The 14364-nt window shown below is 67.3% G+C and carries 12 protein-coding genes; 7 read left to right on the forward strand and 5 right to left on the reverse strand.

Annotated features, from left to right (window positions below; all coding sequences use genetic code 11):
- Positions 1-2: 2 nt before the first annotated feature.
- The 5 genes from DPM12_RS08285 to DPM12_RS08300 all read left to right on the forward strand — a co-directional run bounded on the left by DPM12_RS08285 (position 3) and on the right by DPM12_RS08300 (position 6320).
- Positions 3-1289, forward strand: a complete 1287-nt coding sequence (locus tag DPM12_RS08285; RefSeq protein WP_112257836.1) for a bifunctional RNase H/acid phosphatase — start codon at positions 3-5, stop codon at positions 1287-1289.
- Positions 1290-1336: 47 nt separating this feature from the next.
- The gene (locus DPM12_RS08290) at positions 1337-2440 is read left to right on the forward strand and encodes a winged helix DNA-binding domain-containing protein (RefSeq protein ID WP_112257837.1); all 1104 of its coding nucleotides are present in this window, start codon (positions 1337-1339) and stop codon (positions 2438-2440) included.
- Between the two features lie 225 nt (positions 2441-2665).
- Positions 2666-2821: a hypothetical protein gene (locus DPM12_RS23145; RefSeq protein WP_158542824.1), complete on the forward strand. Its 156-nt coding sequence runs from the start codon at positions 2666-2668 to the stop codon at positions 2819-2821.
- On the forward strand, positions 2818-5136 hold the full coding sequence (locus DPM12_RS08295) for a heavy metal translocating P-type ATPase (protein ID WP_112257838.1): 2319 nt from the start codon (positions 2818-2820) through the stop codon (positions 5134-5136). Before DPM12_RS23145 ends, DPM12_RS08295 begins: the two co-directional genes overlap by 4 nt.
- 194 nt (positions 5137-5330) lie before the next feature.
- Positions 5331-6320 carry a PDDEXK family nuclease gene (locus tag DPM12_RS08300; RefSeq protein ID WP_123788513.1) on the forward strand — a complete coding sequence of 330 codons (990 nt, stop codon included), beginning with the start codon at positions 5331-5333 and terminating at the stop codon, positions 6318-6320.
- A 105-nt stretch (positions 6321-6425) separates the two neighbouring features.
- On the opposite strand, the gene DPM12_RS08305 is transcribed toward DPM12_RS08300, so the two are convergent.
- The gene (locus tag DPM12_RS08305) at positions 6426-7244 is read right to left on the reverse strand and encodes a YaaA family protein (protein ID WP_112257840.1); all 819 of its coding nucleotides are present in this window, start codon (positions 7242-7244) and stop codon (positions 6426-6428) included.
- 265 nt (positions 7245-7509) lie between these two features.
- Between DPM12_RS08305 and DPM12_RS08310 the strand changes: the two genes are divergently transcribed.
- Positions 7510-10566, forward strand: a complete 3057-nt coding sequence (locus tag DPM12_RS08310) for a glycine--tRNA ligase (protein ID WP_112257922.1) — start codon at positions 7510-7512, stop codon at positions 10564-10566.
- An 85-nt stretch (positions 10567-10651) separates the two neighbouring features.
- On the opposite strand, the gene DPM12_RS08315 is transcribed toward DPM12_RS08310, so the two are convergent.
- Complete coding sequence (locus DPM12_RS08315) at positions 10652-11386, reverse strand: ComEA family DNA-binding protein (RefSeq protein WP_112257841.1); 735 nt, start codon at positions 11384-11386, stop codon at positions 10652-10654.
- A 116-nt stretch (positions 11387-11502) separates the two neighbouring features.
- Positions 11503-11868, reverse strand: coding sequence for an ArsR/SmtB family transcription factor (locus DPM12_RS08320; protein WP_112257842.1), 366 nt, complete (start codon positions 11866-11868; stop codon positions 11503-11505).
- 64 nt (positions 11869-11932) lie between these two features.
- Here DPM12_RS08320 and DPM12_RS08325 point away from each other — a divergent pair, with 64 nt between their 5' ends.
- Positions 11933-13033 carry a cation diffusion facilitator family transporter gene (locus tag DPM12_RS08325; RefSeq protein ID WP_112257843.1) on the forward strand — a complete coding sequence of 367 codons (1101 nt, stop codon included), beginning with the start codon at positions 11933-11935 and terminating at the stop codon, positions 13031-13033.
- Positions 13034-13055: 22 nt separating this feature from the next.
- Here the strand turns inward: DPM12_RS08325 and DPM12_RS08330 are convergent, their stop codons facing one another.
- Both DPM12_RS08330 and DPM12_RS08335 read right to left on the reverse strand, forming a co-directional pair.
- The gene (locus DPM12_RS08330; RefSeq protein WP_123788512.1) at positions 13056-13358 is read right to left on the reverse strand and encodes a hypothetical protein; all 303 of its coding nucleotides are present in this window, start codon (positions 13356-13358) and stop codon (positions 13056-13058) included.
- A 224-nt stretch (positions 13359-13582) separates the two neighbouring features.
- Complete coding sequence (locus DPM12_RS08335) at positions 13583-14140, reverse strand: NUDIX hydrolase (protein ID WP_112257923.1); 558 nt, start codon at positions 14138-14140, stop codon at positions 13583-13585.
- Between the last annotated feature and the right edge of the window lie 224 nt (positions 14141-14364).

The raw sequence follows: 14364 nt of genomic DNA on the forward strand, positions 1-14364 counted from the left end.
CGATGACTCAACTCATCGTGGAGGCCGACGGCGGCTCGCGGGGGAACCCCGGGCCCGCGGCATTCGGGGCGGTAGTTCGCTCGGCCGGATCGGGCGAGGTGCTGGCAGAGGTCGGAGAGACCATCGGCTCGGCGACGAACAACGTCGCCGAGTACCGGGGGCTGATCGCCGGACTCGAACTGGCGTCGGCTATCGATCCGCAGGCGCAAGTCGAGGTGCGGCTGGATTCCAAGCTCGTCGTCGAGCAGATGAGTGGCCGCTGGCGAGTCAAGCACGCCGATCTGCGCCCGCTGGCCCTGGAGGCGCAGCGGATCTTCCCTCCGGAGCACGTCACGTACACGTGGGTGCCACGCGAGCGAAACGCCCACGCCGACCGCTTGCTCAACGACGCTCTGGACGGCAAGCCCGTGTCCGCGCCAGCCAAGTCCGAACTGCCGGCCGGGCCGGAGACCATCACCGGAGCGCTGTGGGACGACGCCGTGACGACGGCCACCGGTCCCGCGAGGCTGCCCGACGTCCAGCCTCCCGAACACGTCAGCCATGTCGACACCTCCGACGAGGACACGCTCGCTACCGGAGATGCGCGATCCGCCGAGGGGGACGTGGACGATGCGGCCCCTGGCGCCCGGGCGGTGACACCGGCGTCGGCGCCGGAGCAGCCCACCACCCTCGTCCTGGTGCGGCATGGCCGCACGCCGATGACCGAAGCCCGGATCTTCTGCGGCGGAGACACGGAAGGCCCACAGCTGGATGATGTCGGGCGTGCGCAGGCTGAACGAGCCGCGAGGGCGCTCGCGGCGGGCACGCCCGTGGCGTTGCCTCCCGGGACGGAGCCGGTGATCGTGTCGTCGCCGATGCTGCGAACCAGGCAGACCGCGGACATGATCGCCGCGCGGCTGGGTGTCGAGAAGGTGACGACGGACGAGCAGTGGCGCGAATGCGAGTTCGGCTCGTGGGATGGCCTGACACTGGCCGAGATCACGGAACGTTTTCCCGACGAGGCGGCGCAGTGGCTGTCCTCCACGTCGTCACGGGCGCCGGGCGGCGAATCGCTGGATGATATGGCCGCGCGCGTCATCGCCGCCCGCGATCGGGTAGTGGAGCGTTACCCAGGGCAGATCGTGGTAATCGTGACGCATTCGATGCCCGTGCGGGCGTTGGTGCAGCTGACGTTGGAGGCGCCGCCGAGCGCGATGTTCCGGTTGCGTCCCGCGCCGGGATCGCTGACCGAGATCCAGCATTACAGCGATGGCGGGATCGCCTTGGGCGGGTTCAATCTCCGGCCCTGACTCTGACGGACGCCAGAGTGTCGGCGTCCGGGCATACCATGAGCCACATGGTCCCTACGATCACGCGCCCTCAGGTGTTGAGCTTCCGGGTGCGGGCTCAGCAGCTCGACCGGGAATCCGGTCTGGCTGGTGATACCGCCCTGCTGAACGGCGGTGTGCAGGATACGGGACCTGATGGCGGGCTGTGGGCGCTCGTCAACCGTGGCGTGGACACCGCCACGCTGGGCCCGGACGAGCTCGCCACGGCGTGGACCATACGCGGCGCTCCGCACCTGTATCGGCGCGCCGACCTGCCGTCGGTGGCCGCCGCCGTCTGGCCCTTCTCGGAGGCGGATGCAGGAAAGCGGATCTTCGACGCGTCCAAGCCGCTCAAAGAGGCTGGTATCGGCAACCTCGAGGCGCTGGAAGCCGTCGCGACGACGATGCGTTCGGTCGTCACGGAACCGATGAGGAAGGGTGAGGTCTCCTCCCGCCTGGCGGCCTTGATGGAGGAACCGTATCTGCGGTTCTGCCGGCCGTGTGACGCCATCCATCTGTACGAGATGCCGTTCCGCCTGGCGGCGTTGCCAGCGGGACTGGAGTTGCAGGCGGGCACGTCGCCTCCGGTGCTCCAGCGGATCGCCGGGTTCGAACGGGTCAGTGAGGTGCCGCCGCGGTTCGATGTCATCCGCACCTACCTCGCGATGTACGGTCCAGCCACGCCGCAGCAGGTCGCGGGCTACCTCGACGCAGCGGTCAAAGACGTGAAGGCGCGTTGGCCAGATGATGTGACCGAGGTGACGGTCGAAGGGGAGACTCGCTGGCTGTTGAGCTCGGACGTCGACGCGCTCGACGCGGGTCCGGTGGGCGCCGTTCGCCTGCTCGGGCCGTACGATGCCTATCTTCAAGCCAAGGACAGGTCCTTGCTGGTGGACGATCCGGCCCGTGCCAAGGCGTTGTGGCCCGTGCTCGGCCGTCCCGGCGCGGTCCTGGTTGACGGCGAGATCGCCGGGATGTGGCGCCCGCGCAAGTCCGGCACGAAGCTGGAGCTCTCGATCGAGTTGTGGGAATCGCTCCCGGCGCACGTCCGCGAGGCGATAGCCGTCGAGGCCGAGCGGCTGGCCGCGTTCCGGCAAGTGCGGCTCGCCGGTGTTCACGGAGTAGATGGTTGATTCCTGGCGATCGTTGACGGGGATCGGGTCCGCGCCGGAGTCCTCCCTGCATCGCCGGAGCTCTCGTTGCACTTGTTACCCCTAGGGGGTATCGTGACAATTACTTCCAACGCTACCCCCTAGGGGTATAGCGTAGAAGCGAGGCGAAAGGGCAGATACGGCGACTGCTGAAAGGCCGTTCGCCAGGCCGGCTACGACGCGCACGGAGCAGGGGAGAGGGCGTAGATGAATGCCCCACTGAAGACCGCCGCCTACTTCGCCGTCCTGGTGCTGGTGTTCGCCGGTGCGTTCGGCGTGGGCAGTCTCACCGCCAGTCCGGTGGACGGGCCTGACGACGGCGTTCGCAGCGATGACCACGGACCAGAACGGAGCACCCGATGACGACGCACGCGGCCGGCAAGCCGCCTGGTACCGAGGCCTCGGCTTCCGAGCGGATGTCGCGCATCGAGATCGCGATCGGTGGGATGACCTGCGCATCGTGCGCGGCCCGGATAGAGAAGAAGCTCAACCGCGTCGACGGCGTCACCGCGTCGGTGAACTTCGCCACCGAGAAGGCGCAGGTCGAATACTCGGACGCGGTCGCACCGGACGAGCTGGTCAGCGTTGTCGAGCAAGCCGGTTATCAGGCGAGCTTGCCACCCATGTCCGACACCTCGTCGGGCCGCACCGAGGTGTCCGGCGAGGCCGACGTGGACGACGTGGACGACGCACACGACCGCGAGCTGGAGTCGCTACGGTTCCGGGTGATCATCAGCGCGGTCCTGTCCCTGCCGGTCATCGCCATGGCCATGGTGCCGGCCTTGCAGTTTGAACATTGGCAGTGGCTCTCACTGACGTTGGCCGCACCCGTGGTCATCTGGGGTGGATGGCCGCTGCACAAGGCCGCGTGGACGAACCTGAAACACGCGACGGCGACCATGGACACGCTCATCTCCATGGGAACCGGCGCGGCGTTGCTCTGGTCGGTCTACGCGCTGTTCTTCGGTACCGCCGGCGAGCCGGGGATGAGCCATTCCTTCGAGCTCACTGTCTCGCGCACCGACGGGCTGTCCAACATCTACCTCGAAGTCGGAGCCGGAGTGGTGACGTTCATCCTGCTCGGCCGCTACTTCGAGGTCCGCTCGAAGCGTCGCGCGGGTGCCGCGCTGCGGGCGTTGCTGGAGCTGGGCGCGAAGGAAGTGTCGATCCTCCGTGATGGGCGCGAGGTGCGCGTGCCCGCCGGTGAGCTGATGGTCGACGACGTCTTCGTCGTGCGCCCGGGAGAGAAGATCGCGACCGACGGCGTCGTCGTCGAGGGCTCGTCCGCGGTCGACGAGAGCATGCTCACCGGGGAATCCGTCCCAGTCGAGGTCGGCCCGGGTGACCGCGTGACCGGTGCCACGGTCAACGCCGGTGGCCGTCTCGTCGTACGGGCGAGCAGGGTGGGTGGCGACACCCAGCTGGCCCAGATGGTGAAGCTCGTCGAGGAGGCACAGTCCGGCAAGGCCGCCATACAGCGGCTGGCCGACCGCGTGTCCGGCGTGCTGGTGCCGGGCGCGATCGCGATCGCCGTCGCGGCCCTGGGGTACTGGCTCGGCACCGGAAGTTCCCCGGCCACGGCGTTCACCGCGGCGGTCGCAGTTCTGATCATCGCCTGCCCGTGCGCGCTGGGTCTGGCCACGCCACTGGCGCTCATGGTGGGTACCGGCCGTGGCGCTGCGATGGGTGTGCTGATCAAGGGACCGGAGGTGCTGGAGTCCACCCGGAAGGTCGACACGATCGTGTTGGACAAGACGGGCACCGTCACCACCGGACAGATGACGCTCATCGACGTCGTCGTCGATGGAGACACCTCGAAGGACGAGGCCCTGCGCCTGGTCGGCGCGCTGGAGAACGCGTCCGAGCATCCCATTGCCCAGGCCATCGCCAGGGCAGCGGAGCAACGCGTCGGCGACCTTCCCGAGGTGGAGTCCTTTGAGAACGTCGAGGGCCAGGGCGTCCAGGGCGTCGTCGACGGCTACGCCGTCGTCGCCGGGCGGGAGAGCCTGTTGGCGGACTGGTCACAGCCGCTCAGCGCGGAGTTGACGGAGGCCAAGCTCACCGCTGAGCGGCGGGGCCAAACGGCGATAGCCGCCGGGTGGGACGGTGCGGCCCGGGCACTGCTGGTGGTCGCCGACGCGATCAAGCCGACGAGCGCGGAGGCGATCAGCCAGCTTCGCGAGCTCGGGCTGACGCCGATTCTGCTCACCGGGGACAACGAGACCGTCGCGCGTTCCGTGGCTGCCGAGGTCGGCATCGCCGAGGTCATCGCGGAGGTACTGCCGAAGGATAAGGTCGAGGTGGTGCGCCGCCTGCAAGGCGACGGCAAGATCGTCGCGATGGTCGGTGACGGTATTAACGATGCCGCCGCTCTCGCCCAGGCCGATCTGGGGTTGGCAATGGGAACCGGCACCGATGTCGCCATGGAAGCGGGGGACCTCACACTGGTGCGAGGTGACCTACGAGCCGCGGTCGATGCGATCCGGCTGTCCCGCCGGACGTTGGGGACGATCAAGACCAACCTGATGTGGGCGTTCGGCTACAACACGGCCGCCATTCCGATAGCTGCCGCGGGACTGCTCAACCCGATGCTGGCCGGTGCGGCGATGGGCCTGTCCAGTGTCAGCGTTGTGATGAACAGCCTGCGCTTGCAGCGGTTCCAGCCAGTTCGTCGCTAGGGACAGTCAGGTGGTGACGACGCCAGCCGAGCCGATCTGAACGTAGACCTGAAGGAACCGACATCATCGAGGCTATGACCTCGATGATGTCGGTTCCTTCAGGTGTGTTGGTGGTGTGTGGATATCCACAGGCATCGTTGAGATCGCAGTGCCATCCACAGATCGCACTTGGGGCATGGCGGGTGGATCGTGTCGTGTCCAGGCTTGATCGCGTGGTGCGCGGATACGGTATTGCTCGGTGGTCCACCACGGACGGTTCGAATCCCTCGCGTGGCGACGAGCTCGACGCCGCGATTCAGCAGATCGTGCGGGAGCAGGACGGCGTGTTCCGTCTCGACCAGGTCGCGACCCTGGTGAGCTGGTCGATGGCGGACCATGCCGTGAGGACTGGTCGGTGGAGTAGGCCGCACCGAGGTGTGTATGTCGCACACAACTCCGATCTCACGAAACGGCAGGAGTCGTGGGTGTGTCTGCTCGCTGGTCCGCCGGGTTCGGCACTGGGCGGGTTGACTGCGGCCGAGCTCGATGGCTTGCGAGGATTTGATGCGGCCGGAACGTACCTGGTAGTGCCCCTCAAATCGCGGTCACCAACCCGCCCCGGGCTCGTCGTGAAGAGGTCGGGGGAGTTGACCGACGGGGACGTGCACCCCTCCCGGCGCCCGCGTCGCACCCGCGTGCCACGCAGCTTGGTGGATGCCGCGTCCTGGCAGGGGAGCACGGGACGGGCGAGCAGCATCATCCTCGCCGGGGTTCAGCAACGGCTCGTCCGGCCCGACGACCTGCGGGACGCGTTGGCTCGCCGGGGCAGATGCCGGAACCGTCTGGTGATCCGCCAGTCGATCTACGACGCCGAGGGCGGCATCGCGTCCGTGCCGGAACGCGATTTCGGTCGGATCGTGCGCATGTTCACGTTGCCCGAACCGGAGCGTCAAGCTGTCATCCAGCGTTCCGACGGCAGGTTCTACCTTGACGCGCATTGGCGTAAGTACGGCGTGAGCTCGGAGGTTCACGGAATCCAGCACCTGGAGCTGTTCTCCTGGGACGCCGACCTGGACCGTCAGGCCATCGTGGCCGCGCGGGGCCTGCGCGTGCTGCCGTTCAGTTCCTATGCCGTCCGCCATCGCAAGGAACATGTCGGCAGGTTGCTGACCGAAGCACTTCGCAACGCTGGCTGGCGTGGTTGAGCGCTCACCGCGAATCTGGCACACCGCAGGAGACGACGTGCTGGCCGAAAGAACCGACATTGTTGAGGTCATAGCCTCGACGATGTCGGTTCCTTTGGGGACGAGTCAGGTGGTGACGACGTCGAGGGTCCAGCTGTGTCCGGTGCTCTGGGGCTCGACGAGTTCTGCCTTCCACCCCAGACCGACGATCATCGCGGCGAGGTCGGCGGCCGTCTCCGGATCGTCGTCGTGTTCCAGGATCGCGCGCACGAGCCGGCCCTTGGTCGCCTTGTTGTGATGGCTGACGACGACGCGCTTGCCGTCGCCGCGTTCGTGCAGGACCCGCACCTTCACGACGTTTTCCGCGACGTCGGGAGACGGCCGCCAGAAGCTGGCGTAGGTGCTGGAGCGCAGATCAACGACGACGCCGCCCGCGGCAGCGGACGGCAGTACCTCCCGCAGCGCTGGCCGCCAGCATGCGGCCAGCCCGCCGATGCCCGGCAGGGAAACGCCACCACCCAACCGGTATGCCGGGATCCGATCCGTAGGGCGCAGCAGTCCCCACAGGCCGCTGACGATGCCGATCCGCTCGTCGGCGCGCCGGGCCGCTTCAGCGTCGAGCCCGGTGTCAAGGCCGGTGTCGAGGCCAGCCTGAGGCGCGGCCAGCCCCAGCGCATCGAACAGGACGCCGGTGTAGACGTCGCGGGCAGGTGCGGCCGGTGAACGGGCGAGCTCGGCGTTGCGGGCGACGTCGTCAGCCTGGCGCGGGCCGAGACCCAGCGTGGTCACCGCCTGATCCGGATCCATCTCGCACAGGCGCACGAGCGCGGCCATGACGTCGACACGGGTCGCGGTGAGCTCGGGGAAGGAAAGCGCATCGAGATCGACAGGTGCTCCGCTGTCTGGTGGCGACTTTCCCTCGGACGGCGGGAGCAGAATCAACACGGCTCGCAGTGTAGAAAGATGCACGCTGCCGGTCGCCGAGTGGGGTCGAAACGGCCAGGTGTCCGGCCCGGTGTCCGGCCTCGTGTCCGGCTTGGTCCCCGGCGGCGTATCCTCCGTTCACCCCCTCATCCCGACCGGGACACGCCCCCGCATCCGGCCCGTACGGGCGGGTCCGGAAAGGGTGACCACAATCGGTAGACCAAGATTGTCGAGTCGATTCGTCGTCAGACCGCATCCGGCAATAGGCTAGCCCGCTGTGGTGACGATGCAGGACGCGCTACTGGCGCTGACCAAGTACTGGACGGACCGGGGCTGCATGATGGCGCAGCCGTTCAACACCGAGGTCGGTGCAGGGACGATGAACCCGGCCACCATCCTCCGGGTGCTCGGGCCCGAGCCGTGGCGAGTCGCCTACGTCGAGCCCAGCGTCCGGCCCGACGACGCCCGGTACGGGGAGAACCCGAACCGGATGCAGATGCACACCCAGTTCCAGGTCATCCTGAAGCCGGATCCGGGCAATCCCCAGGAGATCTACCTGGCCAGCCTCGAAGCACTGGGGATCGACGTGCGCGCGCACGACATCCGGTTCGTCGAGGACAACTGGGCCTCGCCCGCGCTGGGAGCCTGGGGCCTGGGTTGGGAAGTTTGGCTCGACGGTCTGGAGATCACCCAGTTCACGTATTTCCAGCAGGCTGGTGGGATCAGCCTCGATCCGGTCTCGGTAGAGATCACATACGGGATAGAGCGCATCCTCATGGCGCTTCAGGGTGTGACCCACTTCAACGACATCGCCTATGCCCCGGGCGTCTCTTACGGCGAGGTGTTCGGCCAGTCCGAATACGAGATGTCGCGTTACTACCTTGACGACGCCGACATCGACGCGAACCGGTCCCTGTTCGAGACCTATGCCGCCGAGGCCGAGCGCATGATCGCGCAGCGCCTTCCGGTACCAGCTCACAGCTATGTGCTGAAGTGCTCGCACGTTTTCAACGTGCTCGATGCGCGTGGAGCGATCAGCACGACGGAACGTGCGCAGGCGTTCGCCCGGATGCGCGGCCTGGCACGCGAGGTGGCCAGCCTGTGGATGGCCCGGCGCGAGGAGCTGGGGCATCCCCTGGGCACGGGTGTGCCGTCCGCACCGGCCGAGCTGCTGCTGCCCGAGGTGACCGAGGCGCCACTCGCGGCGCCGGACGAACCGGCGTCGCTGCTGTTCGAGATCGGCACCGAGGAGATGCCACCGGCCGAGGTCACCAAAACGGTCGAGGCCGTGCGTTCGGGTGTGACTGACAAGCTTGCCGCGACACGGCTGGGCCACGGCGAGATCAATGTCTACGGCACGCCGCGCCGCGTCGTCGTGACGATCGACGACGTCCAGCCCCGCGAGCCGGATGCCGAACGGACCGTCAAGGGCCCGAAAGTCAGCGCCGCCTACGACGAGACGGGCGAGCCCACCAAGGCGCTACTCGGGTTCGCGCGGAGCAATGGTGTGGAGCTCGAGCAGCTCGGCACAGCCTGGTTCGGCCAGAACGAACACGTCGTTCTGACGGTCACCGACATCGGGCGCGCCGCGCCGGATGTCCTGTCCGGCCTGCTTGCAGACGTCGTATCCGGGCTCCGGTCGGACAAGAACATGCGGTGGAGCGACCCGTCGTTGTCGTTCACCCGGCCGATCCGATGGCTGACAGCGCTGCTCGGCGAGTCCGTGGTGCCGGTGCGGGTCTCCGCGCTGACCAGCAACCGGAACACGCGCGTTCACCGCACCGCGGAGCAACCGGAGGTCGCGGTGCCGTCGGCGGACGGTCATCTGCAGTTCCTGGCCAGTCACGGTATCGTCGCCGATCCCGCGCGTCGCCGTGCCGAGATCGTCGAGACGGCCCAGCAGCTCGCCGAGAAGGCCGGCGGCGAGATCGACGTCGACGCCGAGTCCGATCTGATCGATGAGGTCACCAACCTCGTCGAACAGCCGCACGCGTTGCTCGGCTCGTTTGACCCCGCCTACCTCGAACTGCCCGAGCAGGTGCTGACGACGGTGATGCGCAAGCACCAGCGGTACCTTCCGGTGCGCCGTCCCGACGGCACCTTGCTGCCGAACTTCGTCGCCGTGGCCAATGGCGAGATTGACGAAGGGTTGGTGCGCACCGGTAACGAGGCGGTGTTGCGCGCGCGCTACGAGGACGCGTCCTTCTTCTGGCGTGCGGACCTGGGTGTGGCACCGGAGGAGTTCCGTTCCCGGCTGACCCAGCTCACCTTCGAGGAACGGATCGGCTCCATGGCCGAACGTGCGGACCGGATCGCCTCCGTCGCCGTCGACTTGAGCTCGCACCTGACGATGGAATCCGGCGACCGGGAGACGCTGAACCGGGCGGCGGCGTTGGCGAAGTTCGACCTGGCCTCCCACATGGTCGTCGAGCTGCCCAGCCTGGCCGGGGTCATGGCCAGGGAGTACGCGGCCCGCGCTGGGGAGACCGAGGCGGTGGCCCAGGGGCTTTACGACATGGAGCTGCCGCGGCACACGAGCGACTCGCTGCCCGTGACGTTGCCGGGTGCACTGCTGGCACTGGCCGAACGGTTCGACCTGCTGATGGCACTGTTCGCGCTGGGTGCGAAGCCGACCGGGAGTTCCGACCCGTTCGGGCTGCGACGAGCCGCCCTGGGCGTCATCCGGATTCTGCGCGACCGCCCCGAGCTCGCCGAGGTCACCATCGATCGAGGACTGGCCGCGGCGGCAGAGCGGCTCCGGGTGCAAGGCGTCGACGTCGGCGACGAGGCCGTGGCGGTCGCCCGCGAGTTCGTTCTCGGCAGGTTCGAACAGCAGTTGCGTGACGAAGGCGTGCCGGTCGACTTCGTCACGGCGGTACTGCCCGGCGCTGCCGCACCGGGCAAGGCGGTGGACGAGCTGGCCGTGCTCCGGCAACGTGCCGAGGACGCGAGCTTCCGGGAGCTCGTCGCAGCGTTGCAGCGGATCGCGCGGATCCTGCCCGACGGTACCCCGGCCCAGTTGGACATGTCGCGGCTGCGCGAGCCGGCGGAGATGCAGCTGGCCGAGGCCGTGCAGGCGCTAGGGGACTGGTCGGACGGTTCGGTTGCGGCTTTCGCGGACGCCGGGAGCGCGATCATCGAACCGGTGAACACGTTCTTCGACGAGGTGCTGGTGATGGCCGAAGACGCCGGGGTGCGGTCGGCGCGGCTCGGGCTGTTGCGGACCGTGCTGGAGCGCAGCCCCGCGTCGGTCGACTGGTCTGCGTTGGACACCGCGCTGGGCCAGTCGTCGGCGTCGTCGGCGCCGTCTGCGTATACGTCGCCGGCGGCGTCCGCGTCGTAGGCGGCGGACGCCGGCTGTGGGCGGGTCAGCGCGCGAGGACGTATTGCGGGCGAGGTTGGTTACGCGGGCGACGCCACGGCGGGCATCAGCTCGGTGGCGGCTCGGGAGCGTGCTGGTAGGGAAGGACGACGATCCGGTCCTTCTGTGCCTCGATGAGCTGCGGGTCTATCCGAGAGAGTGCCTGTAGCTCGGTGAACGACGTGTAGCCGCGCCGCAGCTCGCGATCGTTGACGAAATTGCTGACGAGCCCGGCATCCCAGCCGAGGACGTCGATGATGCTGTCGGCGGTCGCGTTGTTCAGGTCGATCATGCCGCCGTCGTCGTACGGTTGGCGCTGATCGTGCAACCGATCCCGCGACGTGCGGTGTGACCGGCGAAGCTCGGGTCGGCCGATCCCCAGTTCGATGGCGAGCTGGGGATCGCTCTCGGCGATGCCCTTGGCTTCTTTGCGGCGCTCGCGATTCTCCAGTGCCTCGTGCACGGCTGGATCGGTTTCGGGTCCCTTTCGGTCGAAGACGATCTCGTGCCCGCTGACGGCTGCCGTCGTGCCTCCGACGGCAGCACCGATGATCAGCCATCCGAAGACCGCGCCGGCGGTGTCGGTGGCCATCCCGGCGACGATCGCGGCGGAGGTGAGGGCAAGCGCGGCGGTCGTGATCAGCCAGCCTGCGGTACGTGCTCGCCAGTAGATCTGGGCAGCTGGCACCCAGGACAGGAAACTCATGCTGATGATGGGGATCAATATCCACACGAATCGGCCGACAAACCGAGCCCGGGACTCGACGCGGGCGTTGTGGCCGTGCGGACGGATACGTTCCACAGCACACACTGTGCCATACCCGTTGCGTTACCAGGTTTCTCCGTGCCGTGACACGTCTACAGCCGTGTTATGGCCCGAGAAAACGTACCAAACATGATCATTCTGAAGTGGTGGTGTCAGCCGAGTTCGTGCACGTGGTGCGGATCGTGTTCGCGGGGGTGCTCGCCCTTGGCGTGATCGGCGTGGAACAGGGCCTGTTCCAGGAGCTGGCGCACGTGCGTGTCGGCGGCGTGGTAGTAGATGAACGTCCCCTCCCGGCGTCCTTCTACCAGGCCGGTGAGCCGGAGTTTGGCCAGGTGCTGGCTGACGGCACTCGGGGTCGAGTTGACCAGCTCGGCCAGGCAGTTGACGGACGATTCGCCTTGGAGTAGCGCCCACATGATCTTGATGCGGGTGGGATCGGCCAGCATGCGCAGCGCACGGGCCGCGCCGTCGACCTGATCGGCCGTGGGCATCTGAAACTCGACGGCTCCGTCATGCATGTAGACCAGAGTACTACGCGACGGCAATTACTTAGTATATAAGCAGATAAGTATACTGTCAGCCATGTCGAATCGGATAGCTGGCAGCATCGAGATCAACAGCGACGGTTCCCGGCATCCCGCCGAGCACTGCCGGGGGCACGACCACGCGACGAGATTGCGACGCCTGTTGCACGCCTTGCGGCCTCATGGGCATGACGCAACGGAATCGATCGAGGCGGTCGAAGAGAACAGCGACGCCGGGGCGCGGGCGGCGAATACCGGAGTGCGGGCTGCGGATGCCGGAGTCCGGGCCGCGTGGGTCGGGCTGGCAGGGATGCTCGTGACCGCCGGCGCGCAGCTGGCGATCGTGGCCGTCAGCGGATCGATCGGCCTGCTGGCCGATGCGGTTCACAGTTTCAGCCATGCCGTGACGACCATTCCGCTGCTGGTCGCGTTCCGGTTGGGGCGCCGGGCCCCCACCAAGCGATATCCCTATGGCTATCGCCGCGCGGAGGACCTCGCAGGGGTCTTCATCACGCTCGTCATCGCGCTCTCCGCCGTGTTGATCATCATCGAGTCGATCCATGCCGTGATCGACCCCAGGGAGCTCGCCAATCTGGGGTGGGTCCTGGCTGCCGCCCTGGTCGGCGTGCTGGGAAACGAGCTCGTCGCGATCTACCGGATCCGGGTCGGTCGCCGGATCGGATCGGCCGCGCTAGTGGCTGAAGGTCACCACGCCCGCGCTGACGGGCTGACGTCTCTGGTGGTGGTCGTGGGCGTCGTTGGCGTGTGGGCCGGCGTCCCACAGGCCGACGCCATCGCCGGGTTCCTGGTCGCTGTGGCGATCGTGGGGATACTGGTGAATTCGTGCCGTACAGTCGTCCGCCGCCTGATGGACGGCGTGGACGACGGGACGGTGGAGAGCATCGAAGCCGTGGCGGCGAGCGTGGATGGTGTCCGGGACGTCGGACGCGTCCGTGCCAGGTGGACCGGCCACCGTCTCGAGGCGGACATCGACATTGCTGTTGACGCCTCGGTCAGCCTCGAGCGAGCAGCATGCGTTGCAGACGACGTGAGTGACACCCTTCGGCATCATGTCCGTCACCTTCACCAGGTGATCGTCCACCTCCGCCCCTCCCATGATCATCGATACGATCCCCAGTCCCGGGTTGGACATGGTTGATGACTACGGGAGGGGCGGCCTGTTACGGCTGCCGGTGCCTCCGGTCGGCCTGTTCTCGGCGGCGGGGCGCGTACTTGGGGTGCGCGTCGACCATCAGGCCGATCAAGCGTTCCCAAGCGGACCAGGTCAGTGTCGTGGCTGCGTAAGGTCGGTGCCCGATATACCCCATGGCGATGGCGAGCTGGGGGGTCATGTCGGTGGGTGCGGCATCGAGGAACAGGCGGACGAACATCTCGGTGGAGTGCGTCTCGCCGAGATCGCGTCGATGCCGCGTACTGTGGTTCGGTGGCTCCTGACACCACCTAACGCTGCAGGTCTCGCTCATGCCCTTCACCATCCTCGTCGTAGGCGCGGAGGCCGGTTGTCTCGTCCTGGCGAGTCCCAGGATCGGTTCTTACCTGGCACGACGGACTCTTGCGCCAATCATGACGCGCATTTCGACCACAAGTGACGGGATGGCTAACATGTCGTGATGTTGTAATCGGCTCGCAGTGCAGCGTGACCGATGAGCACGCGCCGTTGTGGCGTGACGGCCGCGAAGCTTCGCGGTCAGTGTGCGAGGAGCTGGCCGACGCGAGAAAGCGTCTCCTGGAGATTCTCTTCGGCCGTGGCCGAGATCGCCGCTGGGACGGTAAGCCAGCGAAGCGGTGCCTCGCCGTGTTCCGGGCGTATGCTTTCCGGAGCTTGCGTTGCCAGCACGAACCTGATGTCGGCGTGCTCGTGAGCTGGTTCGGTATCGCTGGCGGCGACCGGAACCACGACGACATGCACGATGGATTCGTCAGGCCACGGCACGAGGTCGGTGAGTCCGGTCTCTTCACGGCCTTCGCGCAGCGCGATGTCGATCGGCGTGATCTCTCCCGGATCGCCGTGCCCGCCGACCTGCAGCCAGGCGTGCTGGCGCGGGTGCCAGCGCAGCAGCACGCGCTGCGTCGGTGGATGAACGATGAGAGCCGATGCCGTGACGTGGATGCGAGTGGAGCGTAGCCACGGGTCACGTGCCGTCTTGACGAGATCGCGGGTCCGGGCGAGATCGACGGACTCCAGCGGATCTCGGGCACGATAGCTCGACAGGAGATCGGCGACGGGCGAATTCAGGGCTGCCATGTCGGCCAACTTAGCGCCCCGAGGCCAGCAGGTGTTGGCACCTTAACGGTGACATTGTCGACATGCCGAAACGAGGCCCCTCTCGCACCCGAGATCACACACTTATCGTCAATTGCCATAACTGAAAGTGACGGCGATGTCACTCGGCATGGGCGGCACCGACGTGCCCCAGACGGGCGATAGCGGGCCTGCTGAATACGCGAGATCCGGGTGGCAATCCGACG

It is taken from the genome of Phytoactinopolyspora halophila (assembly GCF_003287285.1).
Classification (GTDB): domain Bacteria; phylum Actinomycetota; class Actinomycetes; order Jiangellales; family Jiangellaceae; genus Phytoactinopolyspora_A; species Phytoactinopolyspora_A halophila.